This window comes from Leptospira tipperaryensis (genome assembly GCF_001729245.1).
GTDB lineage: Bacteria > Spirochaetota > Leptospiria > Leptospirales > Leptospiraceae > Leptospira > Leptospira tipperaryensis.
In genome coordinates, this window is sequence record NZ_CP015217.1 from 2,595,811 (window position 1) to 2,616,265 (window position 20,455).

Consider the following 20,455-nt stretch of genomic DNA (forward strand, 5'->3'; position numbering starts at 1 on the left):
TTCAGATCGAAACTCCTTCGAGAACGTTCCATCCTCGAAGACTTTGGATCCTCGTTCCCTGCGGAGGGACGCTTCCTTTTTCTCGATCCAAAAAAACTCCGAGCTTCGCAGATTCCAAAAGAGGAAAGTCGTTTACGGAATCTCCAAAGGCGAGATCGGGCAACGCACCGACTGCGTTTTGAAAACGTTCCACCTTCCCCTTTCCATACGTAAACGGTTCTAAAATTTGAGAAGAATGAATTCCATCCCGAAGTGAAAGTTGCATTCCTAAAACCTTCTCTTCCGGAATTTCAAAAAGGGTCGAAACCGATTGTATGATTTCTTGAGGAGAAGCGGTCACGATCCAAACGTCCCAACCGGAAGATTGTAGGTGACGTACCAATTCTTTCATAGGTTCGTAGATCTTTACGGAAAGTGAATCGGAATCCGTAGAGTGCTGATTCCAGAGGGACCGAGAAATCGCCTTTAATTCCTCGGGAGAATGTCCGGAAAAGATCCAGGAACTCCAACGATAGGAAGCTTCCAAACCCGACTCTCTTTGGATCAAGTCGTATTCTTCCAAGACGAGAGAACGGAACAAAAGAGGATCTTTGAATCTTGCGGAGAGAATTCGTTCCCGATTCTTCTCCGAAAAAAAAGATACGATGTCTTCCCGATAAGCCGGAACTCCTTGCGAAAGAAAAAGCTCCATCACGGCTTCCCCGAAATCGTTTCTTACAAGAGTATTATCAAAATCGAATGCAGCTTTCCCGGGAGAAAGCCGGGAAAGAGTTTCGTAGAGATCCGGATTCCAAAAATCCCGGCGAATGGACACTTTAGGGTTCGATTGTTTCCCGCGCGATCGCAACACGACCCTCGGAAGATGATTGAAAGACCGGAAGGTAGTGTTCCGGATTTAAAACTACGTTTTGATAGCGAACTTCGAAGTGAAGGTGAGGACCGGTTGTATGTCCCGTGTTTCCGGAAAGAGCGATGATCTGCCCTTTTTTGACCTTATCCCCTTCCTTTACATAAAGAAGAGAATTGTGAGCGTAGAGAGTGTTGATCTGATTGATTCCGGGATGGGAAAGAAGAATTTTATTTCCATATCCCCCATCCTTTTTGGATTCCAGAACCACTCCGTCCGCCGCCGCGATGACGATCGATCCGGTAGGACAGGCGATATCCACTCCGGAATGCATCGCGTTCCATCTTCTTCCCAGACGAGAAGTTACGAAAGAATGTTTGAAGCTGATCGGCCAGATAAATTCTCTCTGATCGGTACGAAGAATTTCTCTTCCTTTGTCTTCGAGGAGCAAGCTCCGGGTAAAATTATCATTGTAAGGGAAGAATACGGGTTCGTTGACTGGAATTCTTTCGTTGTCCGGGATTCCGTTGACCCGTTTGATCTCGTGTTCCGTGGTTCCAAAGTTGTGAACCAGGTCGCCAACGGATTCCTTCACACGATTAGGAACGATCCAGATCCCCTCAGAACCTCTGTAGGTCTGAAGATACTGATTGTCCAATTTGATTTCTTCTAAATTTGTATTGGCGAAGGATTTGATGCTGAACAGTAGCCCAAGAACAAGCAATCCCGCCAGAATGTAGCCAGTTTTTCTTTTCATATTGTAGATTCCCAAATATGTCGCCAACAAAACCTCGGAGCCCGAGGCCTATTCCAAAGGTCGGCAACGGAAAACAACTTCTGAAGTCAGTCTTCTCGTTTGGGGATTCCATTCAAGAATTTTTCGGCTCGATTCCCAAAGCAAGAATGAACGATAAAGAAAGATTCTACCTATTTTTTAAAAGAATTAGAAGAATTACGTCCAATTTGGGTAAATTGGCTCCTTTTTCGGCTCCGCCTCCCTGCTATTGAGATTTGATTCTTAATTAGGAAAGAAGGAGTTCCTACTTTTCTCTCCGACCTTCCTGCTTGACAAGGGAGAAAAAGAAATTCTTCCCGAGGAAGAAAAAGAAAAACGAAAAAACACCCCATTCTTCTTTTTGAATTTATGCGTTGCAAAAAGAACGAGACAAGCGTTCTGTTTTTAGGATTCTAAAAAGCGGGATTTGTATTCCGGACTCGGAATTCTACAGGCTTCGCTCTTTCCAAACCACCGATACCGATTTTTTGCGATCCAATCATAGACGACGTCCCGTAAAGACGCGGGAATCCATCGAAAGATCGGGGCCAGGTTCCAGGGAAAGGAAAGATGAATCGCGATTTTCAAAACCGCAGTCGACTTTTCATAAAGAACCCCATTCTCCAAAAAGAGAACAGAGGATGGAGAATCGTTCGGAAGAACTTTTTTTCCAAGAATGTGTTCCGCCGTCTTCGATTGAAGACTCGCAAATCGAAGGTTCTTTTCGGGGTTATGATCCAAGAAGAATAAGACGGCTCCGTTGCAGAGATTGCATACACCGTCAAAGAATACGATCGGAGTTTTTTGTTTCTCGAAAATGGAATCCATCATTCTTTAGACTCTTTGCAACTCGCTTTTCGTTGTCAATGGGAGAATCAAGTCGCTTCTTCCTTGGATAATTATACCAAGGTTTCTACTTTTTTTGAAAGCTGAGACTTCCGTTTTCTATAATCAGGGTTTGATCCTTGATTTTTTGATTCCATCTTTCTTTTCCAAAAGAAATAGAATCGAGTTCCATACTCAGACAAGAAAGGGTCGTTCCCGCCTCAATCACCGCCGTAGTCATCGTTTGAAATTTTTTCGAATCGTTCTCCCGAGAAAGAATCCGAAAACCTTTTACGTTCTCCCTCAGAGAAACCGGGACGATTCCGTTTTTCATTGCCTTGGTCGACTTTCTCACAAAACAGATCTTAGAAGACGGGCTCATACTCTCCGTATAAACGATCGTATGAGATACTTTGTCTCGATTGATCAAGTGAACTCCGGTTCTAAATTCCTGAGCAGACAATACGGAAGAAAAAAGAATGCATAAAAAAAGCGGATTCTTATAAAAACCTATCCAAAAATCGGGACCGAACTTCTCGATTGAATTTCTCATACAAAATGAATTCAATTTTTTGAATATTCTATAAATCGATTTCAACAAAAAACCTCGATTTTACGGATTCTTTGTCTAATGATCCGACTGTTACCTTTGTTTTTCGTTTTCATTGTTTATCGTCTGAAAGGAAGAAGCGCGTTTTTCAACTTCGGAAACCAAGTTCCATTCTTCTTTAAAAAGATCGCGGGACTACCCAAAGGACTTTCCACCTCGATATCTTGTCTGCCCGTAAAAATCTTTCCGGTCCAGAGATGTTCCCATTCTCCTTCGGGTAAATAACCTTCCACGGAAGATTCTCCTTTTTCTAAAACCGGTAAAACCAAAAGATCTTCTCCCAATAAAAATTCGTTTTTGATCTCGTGTGTTCGGAGGTCGTTTGGATAGTGTAGATACAACGGCCGAACCACGGGTAGTCCGGTGAGAGAAGCTTCTTTTACGAGGGCTTGCAGATATTCTTTCAACACAAAGTGCATCTTTCCATATCTCGCAAATTCTCGAATCGTTTCTTCGTCGCTGAAGGCCTGATGGTTTTTTTCGGGACGATTTCCTTCGTGTGTTCGAAAGACGGGACTAAAGACGTTCAATTCCGCCCAACGCAAAAACAGTTCCTTGGAGCGGTGATAATTTTTTAGAGGATTGTTGATCGTCGTATAACCGCCGATATCGCTGTGATTGAGAGAAATTCCGCTAAGGCCCCCGGATAAAAGACCCGTAAGAACGGAGATAAGACCGTCGTGTTCTCCCCAACTCACCATCTGATCCCCTTCCCAAAAGAGAGTGGAATGTTTCATCGATTCGCTGTAACCGGCTCTTGTAAAGAATACGATCTTTCCTTCCTTGCCAGCTTGCCGGATCGCTTCTCGATTGATTCGGGCCCATTCGACCGGATACACATTATGATAGCTTTCAGCGTTTACGCCCGAATACAAAACCGCGTCGAGAGGCAACCATTCTCCAAAATCGGCCATCCATCCTGAAAGCCCGGCTCCGATCATATTTTTTTGGATGATTCCCTGAATCCATTTCACGGCTTCCGGGCTTGTAAGATCGAGCAAGTAAGCCGGAAATCCCGCAGTCGCGATCTCATAGTCCTTTCCGTTTTTGTTTTTTACGAGATAATTCTTTTTAACCGCCTCTTCGAAAAGAGGTCCTTCGTTTGCCAAAAAAGGATTCAAATATCCTAATACAGAAATTCCTTGTGCGTTTAAGTCAGAACAGAATTTTTTAAAATCGGGATAGGACTTTTCATCCGCGATCCATTTCCACCAGAGCTGGGAACCAAAACTCGTTTTTCTTCTTCCCACCCAATCCTGAATCCAAAGAGCCGTGATAGGGTTTCCGGCTTTTTTTGCCTCTTCGATATGTTTTAATACGACTTCCTTTCCGCCTTGGACTCCAAGCCAAGTTCCATAGGCCCAATCCGGAAGTATCGGAGCCTTCCCCGTTTTCAGAGTAAATTTCTGAACGAGTTTTACGGGAGAAACTTCTTTCCAGATCGTTCCGTTGAGACCGTTCTCTCGAAACGAGATCGTGATCTCTTCGGGTTTAGAAAAATCGAATATAGAATACGAAGTGTTTTCAAAATAAAGAGAACGATTTTTGGAAGTCAGAAAGAATGGAATCGGGGTATAAGTGGAATATTCGTTTCCTCCCGCACCCGCCATCAGATTGGCTCCTGCGGTGATGGGTTGATCTCCCCTTCCCAAACCTTGTTCTTCGGTAAACAAAAACGGAGTTTTTCCCTTTAGATTAAAATGGGAGAATTGTTCTCCGAGTCCGAAGATATTTTCAGTCTCTTCCGAAAGGATCCGTATGTAAGAACGATTCAAAGAAGAATCCGAGAATACTACCTTAAATTCCAGGGCCGTTTCGTCTAACGGAACAAAACGAATCTCATAGTCGCTCTTACAATTTTCTCCTTCGAGTTTTCCGGAAATTTTGAGTTCCTTTTCATTGGAAAAAATCGCATCGATGCTCTGAGAATCGCAGCGAACTTGGATTTGATCTTTGATTTCAAAAGAAGCAAATTTCGATTTTACTTTTTGTTCTCCCTTGGCCGCGGATAAAAAAGGAGTTTTTAAGGAGAGTTCGAGAAAGATTCCTTGAGAAGAACGAATTTCCAAAACGTCTTCCCTTTGGTTCGCTTGGAATCCCTTTCCAAAGGAGAACGACTTTTCAGCAGGAAGGGAGAGTTTTGTATAATTTGCAAAAGGACTATTACAAAAAGAGAAACAAAAGAAAAGCGTGAGAATCCAAAACGATCGTAAGAACATGAAAGCTCCCTACTAAAAAGATACTACCTGAAGTAATGGATCTCGCTTAAAAATCCAGTTCTTATTTCTTTCCAAGCTTCGTTTCCAAAAGGTCCTTGATTCCAAGAAAGAGGATCCATTTTCAATACCGAGTTTAGGATGAGCGATGACAACGATAGAATCAAGAAACACGCAAAGACATAAAATTCTTAAAAAAAAAGGATTCGTTTCCGAATCCCTTTTTACTTTTTTATAATACGTCAACGCGAGGAAACTTTTAGCTCGCTCGAAACGTTCTTAAAAAATTCTTCTTAGGATTTACGATCGGTTCCGCCCACTCGAGGAGCCGCGGCGCTGGATCCGCTTTGTCCATAAACCGAAACCGCTTGTTTTGGAAGACTGGATCTTCTCCATTCAAACCAAGAACCTTGATACGTGTGAACGTCCAGATAACCGACTTCGCGTAACATCAGAGCGAGGAGGGAAGATCGAGCGCCGTTGTAATCATAGATCACGGTCGTACGTTCCGGCATGAATGGAAAGGATCTGAGTTTTTTATTAAACTGAGTTTTTTCGATCAGATTGCCTTGACCGTCGTAGAGAATTCTCCAATCCCAAAGAAAGGATCCCGGAAGACGACCACACAAGGAACCCGGTTCCGGCGCGGTGAGTCTGGGAAGTTTTCCTTCATATTCTTCTTGAGTTCTCGTATCGAAGATCTGAAGACGCGTTAGATTCTTTTCCAAGAAGGCTTTGTCTACGACACCTTCGAGTTTTTTCGGTTTGTCTCCGGGGCCGAGTTCCATTTCTTTAGAACCTTTTTCCAGAGCCACACCTTGAGAGGGCCAACGATTCCCATAGAGAAACGCGTTTTGATATCCCGCGGCTCTCAAAAGGAAAACCATTCTCGAAGCGAACATTCCCATCCCTTCGTCAAAGACGATGACACGGGTCGCTCCTTCTTTCTGTATGAGTTTCAAAATTTCTTCTATGGGACCGGTCATCTTCTTTTGCGATTCCGGATCCGACGCAAACGCCTTCTTAATAAAAGGAAAGCTATACGCACCTCTCAGAGTAGATTCTTGATAACCCGCCGACGAGCGACAATCGATCAAAAAGTCTTTATCGTTGAGATCTGTTTTAATAAAATTCCAGCTGGACAAGCTAACCTACCCTATCTATCGAAATGAGTCTTATTCTTTGGATTTAACCATTATTTTTAGCCTGAGATTTCCGATGTACTTTTTTTTAAAAAAGATCAGAATTTTGGGACATAAGAGTAAAATAAAAATCGACCTCGTCTTTGCTTCCTTGGAAACAACAAAGGGGAAGAATCTAAGAATTCTTTTCTAAAAAAAGAATCGGAAAGCGATTCGACGTTCTCTTTGTCCAAGAGGATTTAACATCCGGGGGTGCAAAGACCGATATTCTTAACAATGATAAGAGAATTCAGGAAAGACTGTACTCAGAGATCGTTTTTTTCGAAAATGTTTCGGAAGAAATGCGTCCTCCTCGTCTGGATTCTCTTCTTTCTCGTTCTGAGCTCGGGAAGAATTCCCGCCGAGCCGGATCCGACACGATCCGCACAGGAGGAATTCAAACTCTTTCTCAAAGAATTTCAGAAAAGCCCTTCGGAGTTTTTAGCTATATCTTTTCGAAGAAAACACAATTCAGTTCCCGTAAGTCCTTGTGTCTTTGAAGAATCCAGTCGTTTTGAAAAAGTCATCTATCTTACTTACAGTTGCAAAGAAGAAAAATTTCCGGGTTTTATCTATCTCGGTTCCCAGTGGACTTCTTGGAAAAACAATCCCGAAAGAATTTCTCTGGGTGAAGTTTTAAAAATCGGTAAGAAGGTCTATCTCGAAGTAAAACCTTCCTATGACCTGGGAGTGGAAGAACATTCTTCTTGGGATCCGAAAAAGAAACCCAACAAAGAAACTCATTCTGAAAAAAGCCGTCCTCCAAAAGACTATAAGGACAACTTCGGGCTTCAGTATTTTCTAAGCATCGCCAAACATCCGGCGAAACGAAGCCTGGATTCCGGCAAAGAAATCTTCTTTGATTCTTCCTGTCCTCTGATCTTTTTAAAAAAGGATTCCGACTTTTACTGGGATAAGGCGACGTATTATTCGTTTCAGGCGAGTTGTATTCCTTCTTCTCCGTATTCTTACATTCGTATCAAATCGGATTTTTTAGGAAAGATTCGTTTGGACGACAAGGATACGGATCAGATTCAGGAAGGCGCGAAATATCTCGGAAAATTGAAAATACATTCCATCGAACCGGACAAAATCGTCTGGCAAGAAGCGGAAATCTACAATGAATAAAATTACATTTCAGAATATTCTACTTTTATTAAGTATCCTTTCGGGTTCCTCCGTCTCGGCTCAAAACGGAAACTCCGCGGATCTCAAGGCTCTCCTCGACAGCGTCGTGATCATACGTAGCGACACTTTTTCCGAAAAGGAAGAACCGTCCGGTTATTCCGAAAAGTCCATCAATCGAGACGCTGGAACCGGTATGGTAATCGCGGGGAATCGGATTCTTACAAACGCTCACGTGGTTTCCAACTCGAGCTATCTCAAGATAAAACATTTTAATTCCAGCAAGTTTTACAAGGCCAGCGTTCAATATCTCGGCTTCGACTGCGACCTCGCGATCTTAAAAGTCGAGGAGGAAGAATTTTTTAACGGAATCGAACCCTTGGAAATCGCAGATTCCTCCCCCGCTCTCGGTAGTAATCTTCTGATCCTCGGTTATCCCGGAGGCGACGATAATATTACATTAGAAAACGGGAATGTTTCCAGAATCGAAAGGGTGCGTTATTCTTTTACAGGTTTGGATTATAGAAAGGCGATTCGAGTAAACGCAAACATAGTTCCCGGTTATTCCGGAGGGCCCGCGATCCAAAACGGGAAAGTTTCCGGTGTGACGTTTCAAATCAGTCAGTCTCAAGGGAACGTTGCGTATTTGATTCCTCCGGAAATCATAAATCATTTTTTAAAAGACGTGGAAGACGAGACCTATCACGGATTTCCTTTTCCGGGTTTTAGTTTTCAAAACGGTTATTCCTCTTCTCTAAAAAACTATCTCAAGATTCCGGAGGGTTTGAACGGAATTCTCATCAATACAGTGTATCCGGATTCTTCTTTTTCGGATCTTTTAAAACCGGAAGACTTCGTCTATAAAATCGACGAAGCGTATCTAAACGACGAAGGCGGAGTTTTGGATCCGAGCGGAATTTTTATCGGAGAGATGATCGAGAACAAGTTTATCGGAGATCCGGTAAAAGTATTCTTTTATCGAAACGGAAAAAACTATAAAGTGGAAGGCACTCTCAAACAAGTCCCTTCTCTGAATCTTTACAGACAACAAGGAAGTGTTACAAGTTTTCTTTCCGCCGGTTTTTTGTTTCAACCCGTGAACCGCGCCTTGGCGGGTGGAGATTCGAGACGTCTGGAGAGTTCTCTTCGTTATCACTACAGTTATTATATCCAAGACGAGCTCTATCGATTTACGGATCGGGATATCATTCTTTCCGGGGTTTATCCGGATCCGCTGAACTCGAAATACGCGGGTTATCGTTATAAAATTTTAGAGTCGATCAACGATCGAACTCCTTCGAGTTTGGAAGATTTTAAATCTCTCTGGAAAAAATTCTACGGAGGAACGATCAGTCTGAAGTTTCGAGGGATCAACCTTCCCATCGTTCTCGATCAGGAAACCGTGGATAAGATCAATGTTCGCATTAAAAAACGCTTCGACGCGGAGGCGGACGAATGATGGTATCGAAGTCTTTATTCTTATTTTTACGCGGAGGAATTTTACTCCTACTTTTTTTATCCCCATTCTTCGGAGGACCGTTACGCTCCGAAACGATCCTAGTTCACTTCCGTAAGTTTTCACACCAGAATCCGTGGCAGAAGGGAACTCACTATGAGAAAAAAGTTCCTGCGATCATAGCAAATTCGGATTTTATTCTCGCGCTACTTCCTCCGGGAGAACTTCCTCTTTTTTCGGAGATGAATCCGGAGACGGCTCCGGGAACTCGTTTGTATATTTTCAAACACGATCCTGAAACCGGACTCGCCCTTTTTTCTCACAGAGGAAAGTTTTCAGGAAAACGGAGGGTTCATCCTAATTTTGCCGGCGCGCACCAAGCCGGCTGTTCTCATTTTTTTCCAAAGTTAGAATGGGCCAATCCTGACTTTTCCAATTCGATCCTTCGTATGAGCAAACACCAAAGGGAAGAATCGAGTGAAAGAAAGTTCTTATATTCAAAAAATATAATCTGTGGATATTCCGACGGTAGATGGAACGTGCCCGCGGAATATCTTAGTTATTTTCTCCACAGCCCTTCGAGTAATCCGATCACTCATCCGGGTTTTTATTTCGACGACGCTCTTACGGTTCCGGAAAAGAATTTCTATTTTCCGGATTCTTCTTACGGGATCGTCGTTTCGGAAGTGCTTCCAGGAATCGGGCCGGTTCATAATTTATTTCCGGGCGACGCGATCTATAGCATCAACGGTCAGGGATTTTCCTCACCTCCGAGTCGTCAGGAAATCTATTCGAGAATTCTTTCCCACAATCATCACCATTCTCCTCCCGGAACTCAAGTCACCTTAGGAGTTTTTCGCGCGGGAAAAAGAAGAGAAATCTCCTACGGTTTAAAACCGTATTCCGAAGAATTCTTTTTTATTCCTTCCAAGTCGGGGACCAAACCTCCTTCGTATCTTATTTCCGGCGGTCTATTTTTCACCGAACTTACCGGTGCGTATTTGAAAGAATCCGGTGATAAATACAGAGAAAACTCGGATAAAAAACTTCTTTATCTCTACGAATCCTACAATAAAAAATCGCATCCCGAAAAGAACCGTCTCGTCTTTATCAGCAGAGTGTTTCCGGACGCGGAAAATCAGGGATTTCACGATTTTCAAGATCAGATCTTAGAGTCCGTAAACGACAAACGTGTGCGTTCTCTTACGGATTTAAAGGAAATCTTAAATGAGAGTAAAGACGAATATGTTGTCTTCCGTTTTTCGGGAAATCGGATCGCGACGTTCCAAAAAGAACAATTGCGAACCCTAAATCAGAAAATTATTTCAAACTATAATCTGGACAAACTCAATAATTTGGACTGATAATCTCTTGACGGATCTATTCCGAAAATGTAATTTTTGATTCCGGAATAATCCCATGCGAATCCTATTCTTAGATGATGAAGAAGTAATCCGAGATCTATTTCGAGAAATATTCGGTTCCTTGCATGATCTGACTTTGGCGGGAACCGCCGAAGAAGCCCTCGAAATCTGCAAAAATCACGCTTTTGATCTGATTGTTACCGACGTACGCCTTCCTAAGATGAGCGGAATCGACTTCATTTCCAGACTGAGAGACATGGGAGTGGACACTCCTTTTATCGTTATCACAGGAAACCAAGACATCGACGTTTCCATTCGCGCGCTTCGTCTCGGAGCCGTTGACTTTTTTATCAAACCGTTTCGAATGGACGCGATCCGTCATTCTCTTCAGAAGTTTGAAAATCTTTTTATCTCCAGCCAGGAGTTGATCAGTAAGAATCACTTTCAGCTTACGGAATCCAGACAACAATTTGCAATCAAACCCAGTCTCAAAAATCTGAATCAATACGTGAATCTCGTAATGCGTTCCATTTCCTTGATCCCCGGAATTCATACGGACGATATTTTAGGGATCAAACTCGCGTTGTATGAACTCCTCGGCAACTCGATCGAACACGGGTCCGCGGGAATCAACTACGAGAAAAAATCCAAACTCCTCTCGTCCGATATAAACTACTTCGATCACGTGGATAAGATCTGCGACGCCCTAAACGAAGTCGTGCAGTTGGAAATCAGTTTTGAAAATCAGAAAATTTACGTTTCTCTCAAGGACCACGGCGCCGGCTTTGATCCTTCTAAGGTTCCGGATCCTGTCACCGATCCGAACGCGAGTCACCTTTCCGGAAGAGGAATTTTTTTGGTAAGAATGAACGTGGACGAATTGATCTATAACGAAATCGGAAACGAAGTTCGTTTTAGCAAAACCTTAAAAAAAGCGATCGAAGCCAAATCAAAAGTAAACACCGGCTGAAAGATAGATCCGAGAATATTCCTTTTTGTCGGCTTTTTTTGCCCATTCGTCGAATAAAATCTTTTCCTGTCTTTGAGGATCCACAACCGCATAAGATAAGCTTATTAGAATATAAGAATGTTCTGATTGAAATCCGGCGGTCCCAATGCCTTCCCATCCCCTTCCCAAAGGAGAAGAGGAAGTGAGGATCATCGCCTGAGCGGTCCATCGTTTTTCCCAGGTTTTACGGGCGCCCGCTTGAAAGAGTTGAATCCCTTTGTTTTCGTAGTTCGGTCGGGAAGTAGTTCCGTCCTCGTGGAACACGGTTCCTTCTTGGAGCAAAAGACTCTCCATCAAAAGAAAGGAAGTTTTCCCTCCGTATCCTCTCGGGTCGGTTCGAATTCCGGAATATCCGTTCGAGTCAGAATCCGTTCTCAGATTTGGATCCTTCGAGGTATAAAGGCCTCCAAGGAAATACGTCGCTTCCGGTCTTTCCCAGTTTAGCTTCGATCCGAGTAGAGTTCCAAAAGTCGACAGAGAAGTCCGGTAACTCTGAAACGCGTTGATTCCGTATTCTCGGGAACCGCTCACTGCAATTCCGTCCAGGTCCAGACTCAATCCGAAAACTTTCGCCGAGGAAAACTCAAATCCATAGTATTGATAACGACCGCCGGGACGAAACGGACTTTCTTTCAGAAACAAGTCCCCCTTGACGGAATCTTGTCTCGACTCTTGATACAAATAGTAGAATATTCTAAAATTCTCAAGTCCGTATTTTTCGCTGATGGAAAGGCTTCCTCCGGAGATCCTTCGCGCCGATTCGTCGGCATTTCTTTCGGAATACAAAATCGAATTCTGCATCTGGGCTCCGATCGCGGAAAAGGAAAGTCCCATCGGTTTCCACTGCGCTATAAATTCTCCGTAGTTTAAAAATCCTACGAAAAGAAATCCGTTTCGATCCAGTCTCTGATATCCCCTTCCCGCTTCCATTCCGAGTTTCCAGAAAGGAGTTTCCCATCCGCTCAGATACAAAAGTTCTCCGTCGGCGCCTCTCGTCGTCGTTTTTGTTCCGATGATGGATTCCTCGTATTGCAAAAAGGGCGAAATTAGAATCTGTTGATAGAATCGTTCTCCCTTTTGAGACCAACCAAACTCCGGACTTGCAATTCCCCTGGAGAAACTTCGATCGGCCTGTTCCTCTCTCTTTCCTCCGTTCTGAGTCAATCCCCTGTAGAGCAAGGTAGCGTTTACATAAAAAGAAGAAGAATCGGAAGTTTCTTTTTTGGGAAACGTAAATCTTCCCTTTCCTTTGAGATCTCTTTTTCCTTCCTCTAAGAGTAAAAGATCATCCAGCCGGTATTCCGGAAAGGATTCCGCAATCGCGGTTGCGATCGGTGAAACGATACAAAATAGAAAGATGAGTTTTTGTAAAAATCGTTTTCCGTTTTTTTTTCGCGGTAGGGATCGAGGCGGGATCAATAAATTGATTTTTAGATTCAGATTCTCTAAATTAGGAATTTTGAATTTATTGATCGGAGCTGAGAGCCCGGTCCGCGAAGCGGAACCGCCCCGAACCTGAACTTCTCTAAAGGTCCGTTTTTCATCTTCGGAAGAATGCAAGGAAGTATCCGGTCAATATGAGCCAGGATACGATCTGACCCAAAAAATAAGAAGAAGCCGCGCCCGTCGGTCCGTATTCCGGAATCAATAGATTGGCAAGAACAAGTCCGCAGACCAATCGTAATAACGCCAAAAACGCGAGCATCCTGGGTTGTCCAAGCGCGAATAACGCAATTCCCAAGGGGGAGAATACGAGCTGCAACATATAATTCGGATACAATATCTGGAAAACTCCGATCGAATCCGCATACTTTCCCCGAAACAATAGATTTAAGATCCATTCCGCGAGAAAAAATCCGGGCGATAATAAAACCGCCATTCCAACCGCGAGGAGCATCGACTTCCAGAGAAACTTTGGAAATTCTTCCGAATCTACGAGACGTGATAGTTTTGGATAGATGAGAGAATTGATCACCGAAAATAAGATCACGAATCCGCTGAACAGCTGTAAGGCGGTTCCATACACGGCCGCCGATTCCTGGGAATGATACCACTTTAAAAAGAAAATTTCCATCCGATCCGAGATCATCGCAAAGATGGACGCCAAAAAAGCGTATCCGTTAAACGAAGTCAGCGTGGACGTCATCTCTTTGACCTGATCTTTCGCTCCGCTCCAGTAGAGTTGATTTCTCGGAAACACAAAGAAGAACAATACCAATACAAAAAGCGGAGACGCGGTAAAGATCGCGAGTATGTCCAGATGTCCGAGCGCCCTTTGTGAGAGATGATCCGCCGCATACAAGACAAGGAGTCGAATTAGATTCGGAAGAGGATTCCAAAATGAAAGAGAGATATAATTTCCAAAACAGATAAAGATACTTTCAAAAAAGGAATTGAACGAGAGAACAAAACTTCCTAAGACCAAAAGTGCGACCACGATCGAACTTTCTCTCAAAAGTACAGCTCCGATCAGACTGATAAGCGCAAGCGCGCCCAAGGCCCCCAGCTTGATCCACATCGATGAGGACAAAAGAACTCCGATCTTTTGTTTGTCTCCGGTTACGGGCGCGAGAAATTTTACGAGAGCGGCGGGAAGTCCGAATTCTGCGATCGCGAGAAGCACGGGCAAAAAGCCGGCGTAGTATTGAAAGAGTCCGTTCTCGCTTTTTGTGAGTATGTTTACGGAGTAGACCATAAACACGAGATTGAGTAAGGAAGAGATCGCTTTAGAGATGCTCACAAACAGGGAAGATTTGAACATTCCGGATCTCCGGAATTGAACCAAGAGGTTCGAAACTTTTTTCAACTTCCCCGAAAGTTTTAACATTCTATTTTTTGAAATCTGTTTTCTCTCTCCAAAGCGACAGTAGATATACGGAGAAAAAACCGATGTAACTGCTAACGATCCCGTACCTAAGGTATCTTGCAACCGGATTTTCTGGTAAGAGTTTTTGCACGAGATAACCCGGTAAAAAGTAAAAGAGCAAAACTCCCACGATCAAGATTCCCGCTCTTTTTAAGCTTTCATCCAGAGTCTTCATCGGCTTCCAATCCAAGGAATGATATTTTGAAATGAGAATTCCGATCGCAAAACCGGCGAGCGCTCCACAAGCCGATATCACCTGCTCATAGGATTTTGCTTTTTCGATTCCGATCCTATCCGAATGCAAAAGAACCGAGGGAAGAGTTACTACGACGATGATCAAAGAAAAAGTTTTTGTGTTGGAAAGATTCTGTCCCGGAAAAGGATGCGAAGCTTCGATCTCGGGAACGTATCGAAACAAAAGTTGAATCGATAAAAGTCCGAGAAGTCCCAGCACAAATCCTCCCAATACGTCTCCCGGGAAATGAACTCCCGCATACATTCTGGAAAAAGGCATCAGAAGAATGATGATTCCCGCGAGCCATCGAAGCGGTCTCGATTTTGCATTTAGAAAAACGAGTCCCCATATTACGACCGAAGACTGCACATGACCCGATGGAAATCCGTATGCAAATTCCGTTAAACTTCCGGGACCGTTCCAAGCAAGCAACGGCCTCGGACTTTCAAAAAAAGCTTTCGCCAATCCATTCACGATGCCGGATGTTAAGAGTCCAACTCCGAGTCGTATCCCGAGTTTACGATCCCAAAAAATATAAACGCTGGAAAGAAGAATCATAAAGAAAAGATTCCCGCCCAGATGATGAAACAATAGACTCGTCCAACCCAAGACCGGATCCAGAGAGGTTCCACGCAACGTTTCTAAAAAGCCATTCCCAAACCAAAAGGAGTCTTGAAACCAACTCATATTTTCACCCTTTCTCCTAACTTACTTATTATAAAGAACAAGTCTCCGTAAAAAATCCAACTTGATGGATTCGATTCCATTCGGTACAATGAATTCTAAATCCTATAATTATTGAACACTTGTTCGAAAAGCAGACTTTGCATGGAAACCCAAACAGAATCCGACCTTCTTGAAAGCCTCTTTCTCATTCCCAGAGAATCCGTAAAACAATTCCTAAAAACATTGCTTCACCTCGTATATTCCGTGGAAGTTACGGGCCTTGAAAATATTCCGGAGACCGGCGGAGCCGTTCTCATTTCGAATCACACGGACAACCTGGATGTAATCGTACAAGGGACGTCGGTTTTAAGAAAAGTGATTTATCTTGGAAAATACGAATTGTTTCATCCCCAGGAAACCGTCCTCGAACTTCTAAACGATCCCAATTCTCCCTTGAACACTTTCCCTTTAAGTCTGATGAAACAAACCCTCGTGGTTGCACTCAACGCGCTCGGAGATATGCAGGGAAAACAACTGATGCACTGGGGAGGTCATCCGATCCTAAGAGCGCATAACGTGAAAGACGCGAAGTCCGCCGCGCTGTATTATGAAGAGTTGGAAAACTATATGGTGGAGCTCATCCAAAAAGGAGAACTCATTTCGGTCTATCCTCAGGGAACGAGAGTTGAAAACGTGGAGCCGGGATCCTTCAAAGCCTTGTCCGCAAAACTCGCGATCCGCGCGGGTGTTCCGATCATCCCGAGCGGGATCAAAGGCGCCTGGAGAATGATGAAACCGGAAGCCTTTCTCACCGGAAAAGCCTTCGGCTCCAAGATCACTTACAATATCGGAAAGCCCATCTTTCCGGATCAGTTTCCAAAAGAACCTCTCAAAAAAGCGGCGAAGATGGTTACAGAAGAATTGGAGAACCGCGTGAGAAAACTCATCGATTCTCCCGAAAGCTAAATTCAATTTTTTGAATCTATTATAGAAGAATCAATATGGAAACACAAATCTACACTCCCAAATACAAGGTTCGCTTTATCACGGCGGCCTCCCTCTTCGACGGACACGACGCGTCGATCAATATCATGCGGAGAATTCTTCAGGCCTCCGGAGTGGAAGTCATCCACCTCGGGCACAACCGTTCCGTAAAAGAAATCGTGGAGTGTGCGATCCAGGAAGACGCGCAGGGAATCGCAATCACGAGTTATCAAGGCGGTCACGTAGAATATTTCAAATATATGATAGACCTTTTGAAAGAAAAAGGCGCGGGTCATATCAAGGTATTCGGAGGAGGAGGAGGAACCATTCTTCCATCCGAGATCAAAGAACTCGAAGCCTATGGAGTCACGAGAATTTATTCTCCGGACGACGGAAGAGAACTCGGATTGCAAGGAATGATCAACGACCTCATCTCCAAGTCCGACTTCATTCCTCCCCTCACCTTCAACGGAACCCTACACGCATCTCTCAAAGAAAAAAATCCATTAGCAATCGCGCAAACGATCACCTTGGTCGAGAACACTTTTGAAAGAGAAGGATTGGAAAAGTCGGCTCTCACCGAAAAACTTCAGTTTCCTCCTACCTCAAAAAAAGTTCCGATCCTGGGAATCACCGGAACCGGCGGTGCGGGAAAGTCCTCTCTTACGGACGAACTGGTTCGAAGATTCTTAATCGACTTTCCGGATAAAACGATCGCGATCCTTTCCGTGGATCCTTCCAAAAGAAAAACCGGAGGGGCACTTCTTGGGGATAGGATTCGAATGAATTCGATTTCTCACGAAAGGGTTTATATGAGATCCTTCGCTACGAGAGAAGCAAACATTGCGCTTAACAAAAACGTTAAACGAAGCATCGAAGTTTTAAAAAGTGCGGGTTTTGATCTGATCATCGTAGAAACCGCGGGGATCGGTCAGAGCGATTCCGAAATCACCGAGGTCGCCGACGTCTCTCTTTACGTGATGACCCCCGAATACGGAGCCGCTACCCAGCTCGAAAAGATCGACATGATCGACTACGCGGACTTAATCGCGATCAACAAGTTCGACAAACGAGGCGCACTCGACGCGATCCGAGACGTAAAAAAACAATACCAAAGATCCAGACAGTTGTTTCAAGAGAACGTGGATACGATGCCCGTCTTTGGAACCATCGCTTCTCAGTTCAACGATCCGGGAACAAACAGCCTTTATAGCAACGTCATTCACGCGGTTTCCGAAAAGTTAGAACTCGGATGGACGAGCACCTACGGAAAAGAAGCGGGAATGAGCGAAAAGATTTTTATCATTCCTCCGGATCGCGTCCGTTATCTCGCGGAAATCAGAGAAGAATGCAATCGTTACGATCAGATGACCGAAAAGGAATCGACTAAAGCGAGAAAACTCTTTCAACTCGCGGGCGCCCAGGAAGTTCTAAAATCCGCAGGTCAGGACACAAAAATTATAGAATTAGAATATTCTAAAATTGAAAGTTCTCTGAGCGCGGAGGCAAAACAGATTCTCGCGACATGGGAATCCAAACTGAAAAACTATCAGGGAGAAAGTTTTACTTATAAGGTCCGAGACAAAGAGATCAAGGTCGCAAACAAAACGGAATCTCTGAGTCATTTAAAAATTCCAAAGGTGGCGACTCCTAAGTTCAAAGACTGGGGAGAAATTGTTCGTTGGTCGTTTCAAGAAAACTTCCCCGGAGAATTTCCTTACACGGCCGGGGTCTTTCCTTTTAAAAGAACCGGAGAGGATCCGACTCGTATGTTTGCGGGAGAAGGTGGTCCCGAAAGAACAAACGCCCGTTTTCACTACGTAAGTTTGGGAATGCCCGCACAACGTCTTTCCACCGCCTTCGATTCGGTGACCCTCTACGGAGAAGACCCGGGAGAAAGACCCGATATCTATGGAAAGATAGGAAACTCGGGAGTGAGCATCGCGACGCTCGACGACGCTAAAAAACTCTATTCCGGTTTTGATCTCTGCAACCCTACTACTTCGGTTTCGATGACGATCAACGGTCCGGCTCCGATGGTCCTCGCATTTTTTATGAATACCGCCGTCGATCAAGCCTGCGAAAAATATATCAAAGCGCAAGGAATCGAAACGGAGGTTCGTAAAAAGATAGAAACTATCTATAAAGAAAAAAAACTTCCGGTTCCTAAATACAACGCGGTCATTCCCGAAGGAAACGACGGACTCGGTTTGATGCTCCTCGGAGTCACGGGAGATCAGGTTTTGGAAAAGGAAGTTTACGAGAAGATCAAAGAAGAAACTCTCAAAGTAGTCAGAGGAACGGTGCAAGCCGACATTCTCAAAGAAGATCAGGCTCAAAACACTTGTATCTTCTCGACGGAATTTGCGTTGAAGATGATGGGAGACATTCAGGAATTCTTTATCACAAAACAGATCAGAAACTTTTATTCGGTTTCGATCTCGGGTTATCATATCGCGGAAGCGGGAGCCAATCCGATCACTCAGGTAGCCTTCACGCTCGCAAACGGACTGACCTACGTCGAATATTTCCTGAGCAGAGGAATGAAAATCGACGACTTCGCCCCGAACTTGTCTTTCTTCTTTTCGAACGGGATCGATCCGGAATACGCGGTCATCGGACGAGTTGCGAGAAGAATCTGGGCTAAGGCGATGAAATACAAATACGGAGCCAACGAACGTTCTTCGATGCTCAAGTATCATATTCAGACATCGGGAAGATCCTTACACGCGCAGGAAATCGCGTTCAACGATATCCGAACCACCTTACAAGCGTTATACGCAATTTTCGACAACTGCAACTCCTTACACACGAACGCTTATGACGAAGCGATAACGACCCCGACCGAAGAATCGGTTCGAAGAGCGATGGCGATTCAGCTTATCATCAACCGGGAACTCGGACTCGCCAAAAATGAAAACCCGGGACAAGGCGCCTTTATCATCGAAGAGCTGACCGACTTGGTTGAACAAGCGATCCTGGAAGAATTCCATAGAATTTCGGAAAGAGGCGGAGTTCTCGGAGCGATGGAGATGATGTATCAGAGAAACAAGATCCAAGAAGAATCTCTCTATTACGAATCTCTAAAGCACAACGGAGAATTCCCCGTAATCGGAGTAAACACGTTCTTAAGCAAGGAAGGTTCTCCTACGATCATTCCCGAAGAAGTGATTCGTTCGACCGACGCCGAAAAACAGGACCAGATCAAGGCACTGAGAGAGTTTCAAGATAGAAATAAAAACGTGAGCGAGTCCCGTCTGGAACAATTGAAAAAAGCAAGTCTTACCAACGGGAATATATTTCAGGAATTGATGGAAACCTCCAAAGTAGCGTCTCTTGGTCAAATGACCCATTCTCTCTACGAGGTCGGCGGACAATATCGTAGAAGTATGTAAAAAAAACTACGAACCTACCGATTTCGCACAACGTTTGTCAGTTGGTTTGTTGTAAAAGGAACGCCTTTTAAAAAGAAATTTTCGATCTTTTGACAAGGCGATTTCCAAGGACCACCCTTTCTATGCACCGAATCATCCTATTCTTATCCTTACTGTTGATTGCAATTTCTTCGATCACATCCGAAACCGAAAATTCAAAGATCGAGGAAATCATTCTCAAAAGAAACGAGCTCTTCGCTAAACAAGGCCATAAGTTTAAAAACCAACGACTCGACGCGTATTTTAGAAAATTTGAATGGTATCATCCCAAGGCGAAACCGGTCCAATTGTCCAAAAAGGACCAGGATCTCGCCGATCAATATTTACGTTTAGAAAAGGAAACCTCTCTCCAATACTCCGAATTTCTATCCAACCGAATTCTCTGGGACGATTCTAAATTAGAATATTATGAAAATGTGGAGAGAACGTTTTTAAAAAACGGATCGGTTCAGAATCAAATCGAAAACGGAACCAAAGACATCCACTATCGTTCCGAAGAAATATTCATCACGGGAGTTCGTATCTCCGGTAAATCCAACGATGCAAAACTACTCGAATCGATTCGATTGGCGAAAAACGGGGATATCGAATTCAAACGATACTATACGGTCACACCTTCCCAAGATAAACGTTTTTATAGAATTTTGGATTGTTCTGTAGACTCGATCAATCAGGAAATTTGCTCCACACAATACGTTTTGGAAAATGAAAAACTAATTTCTGCTTCACAATCCGTTCCGCAGACCAGTTACGTTTCCGAATGGATTTATATCTATGTCGATGGAAGTCTATTTAGCACAAGGTTCTACTTTAAGAGTATGGGAAAAGTGGAAAAGGAAATCGTAGTCAACAACGACTGACG

At 43.9% G+C, this 20,455-nt stretch carries 16 protein-coding genes; 7 read left to right on the forward strand and 9 right to left on the reverse strand.

The annotated features are described in order from the left end of the window. Position 1 precedes the first annotated feature (1 nt). From A0128_RS12235 to A0128_RS12270, 6 genes are all read right to left on the reverse strand, one after another. Positions 2-814, reverse strand: coding sequence for an HAD family hydrolase (locus A0128_RS12235; RefSeq protein ID WP_069607776.1), 813 nt, complete (start codon positions 812-814; stop codon positions 2-4). A gap of 1 nt (position 815) precedes the next feature. Beyond that, positions 816-1,604: a M23 family metallopeptidase gene (locus A0128_RS12240; RefSeq protein ID WP_069609273.1), complete on the reverse strand. Its 789-nt coding sequence runs from the start codon at positions 1,602-1,604 to the stop codon at positions 816-818. 423 nt (positions 1,605-2,027) lie between these two features. Beyond that, positions 2,028-2,453, reverse strand: a complete 426-nt coding sequence (locus A0128_RS12250) for a thiol-disulfide oxidoreductase DCC family protein (protein ID WP_069607778.1) — start codon at positions 2,451-2,453, stop codon at positions 2,028-2,030. A gap of 82 nt (positions 2,454-2,535) precedes the next feature. Then, positions 2,536-3,000 (reverse strand): hypothetical protein, encoded by a 465-nt coding sequence (locus A0128_RS12255; RefSeq protein WP_069607779.1) that lies wholly within the window; start codon positions 2,998-3,000, stop codon positions 2,536-2,538. Positions 3,001-3,116: 116 nt separating this feature from the next. Further along, complete coding sequence (locus A0128_RS12260) at positions 3,117-5,276, reverse strand: alpha-glucosidase (protein WP_069607780.1); 2,160 nt, start codon at positions 5,274-5,276, stop codon at positions 3,117-3,119. 290 nt (positions 5,277-5,566) lie between these two features. After that, positions 5,567-6,418 (reverse strand): sulfurtransferase, encoded by an 852-nt coding sequence (locus A0128_RS12270; RefSeq protein ID WP_069607782.1) that lies wholly within the window; start codon positions 6,416-6,418, stop codon positions 5,567-5,569. 273 nt (positions 6,419-6,691) lie between these two features. Between A0128_RS12270 and A0128_RS12275 the strand changes: the two genes are divergently transcribed. From A0128_RS12275 to A0128_RS12290, 4 genes are read left to right on the forward strand one after another with little or no spacing between them, the layout of a single operon-like run. Further along, positions 6,692-7,582, forward strand: a complete 891-nt coding sequence (locus tag A0128_RS12275; protein ID WP_069607783.1) for an LIC11113 family protein — start codon at positions 6,692-6,694, stop codon at positions 7,580-7,582. After that, complete coding sequence (locus A0128_RS12280; protein ID WP_069607784.1) at positions 7,575-9,038, forward strand: S1C family serine protease; 1,464 nt, start codon at positions 7,575-7,577, stop codon at positions 9,036-9,038. Before A0128_RS12275 ends, A0128_RS12280 begins: the two co-directional genes overlap by 8 nt. Further along, positions 9,035-10,399, forward strand: a complete 1,365-nt coding sequence (locus tag A0128_RS12285) for a S1C family serine protease (protein WP_069607785.1) — start codon at positions 9,035-9,037, stop codon at positions 10,397-10,399. The genes A0128_RS12280 and A0128_RS12285 overlap by 4 nt, the downstream gene beginning before the upstream one ends. 55 nt (positions 10,400-10,454) lie before the next feature. Beyond that, a complete protein-coding gene (locus A0128_RS12290; protein ID WP_069607786.1) occupies positions 10,455-11,369 on the forward strand; it encodes an ATP-binding response regulator in 915 nt (304 codons plus the stop codon). Here A0128_RS12290 and A0128_RS12295 read toward each other — a convergent pair. Genes A0128_RS12295 through A0128_RS12305 form a run of 3 tightly spaced genes read right to left on the reverse strand, consistent with a single transcriptional unit; the run spans position 11,349 to position 15,196 of the window. After that, positions 11,349-12,968 carry a hypothetical protein gene (locus A0128_RS12295; RefSeq protein WP_069607787.1) on the reverse strand — a complete coding sequence of 540 codons (1,620 nt, stop codon included), beginning with the start codon at positions 12,966-12,968 and terminating at the stop codon, positions 11,349-11,351. The two genes, A0128_RS12290 and A0128_RS12295, sit on opposite strands and share 21 nt — an antisense overlap. Then, positions 12,949-14,235, reverse strand: coding sequence for an oligosaccharide flippase family protein (locus A0128_RS12300; protein ID WP_069607788.1), 1,287 nt, complete (start codon positions 14,233-14,235; stop codon positions 12,949-12,951). Before A0128_RS12300 ends, A0128_RS12295 begins: the two co-directional genes overlap by 20 nt. Before the next feature lies 1 nt (position 14,236). Continuing rightward, on the reverse strand, positions 14,237-15,196 hold the full coding sequence (locus tag A0128_RS12305; protein ID WP_069607789.1) for a phosphatase PAP2 family protein: 960 nt from the start codon (positions 15,194-15,196) through the stop codon (positions 14,237-14,239). A gap of 141 nt (positions 15,197-15,337) precedes the next feature. Here A0128_RS12305 and A0128_RS12310 point away from each other — a divergent pair, with 141 nt between their 5' ends. The 3 genes from A0128_RS12310 to A0128_RS12320 all read left to right on the forward strand — a co-directional run bounded on the left by A0128_RS12310 (position 15,338) and on the right by A0128_RS12320 (position 20,453). Next, the gene (locus A0128_RS12310; RefSeq protein WP_069607790.1) at positions 15,338-16,141 is read left to right on the forward strand and encodes a lysophospholipid acyltransferase family protein; all 804 of its coding nucleotides are present in this window, start codon (positions 15,338-15,340) and stop codon (positions 16,139-16,141) included. A gap of 35 nt (positions 16,142-16,176) precedes the next feature. Then, positions 16,177-19,554: a methylmalonyl-CoA mutase family protein gene (locus A0128_RS12315; RefSeq protein WP_069607791.1), complete on the forward strand. Its 3,378-nt coding sequence runs from the start codon at positions 16,177-16,179 to the stop codon at positions 19,552-19,554. A 122-nt stretch (positions 19,555-19,676) separates the two neighbouring features. Continuing rightward, a complete protein-coding gene (locus A0128_RS12320; protein ID WP_083244116.1) occupies positions 19,677-20,453 on the forward strand; it encodes a YARHG domain-containing protein in 777 nt (258 codons plus the stop codon). The last annotated feature ends 2 nt before the right edge of the window (positions 20,454-20,455 follow it).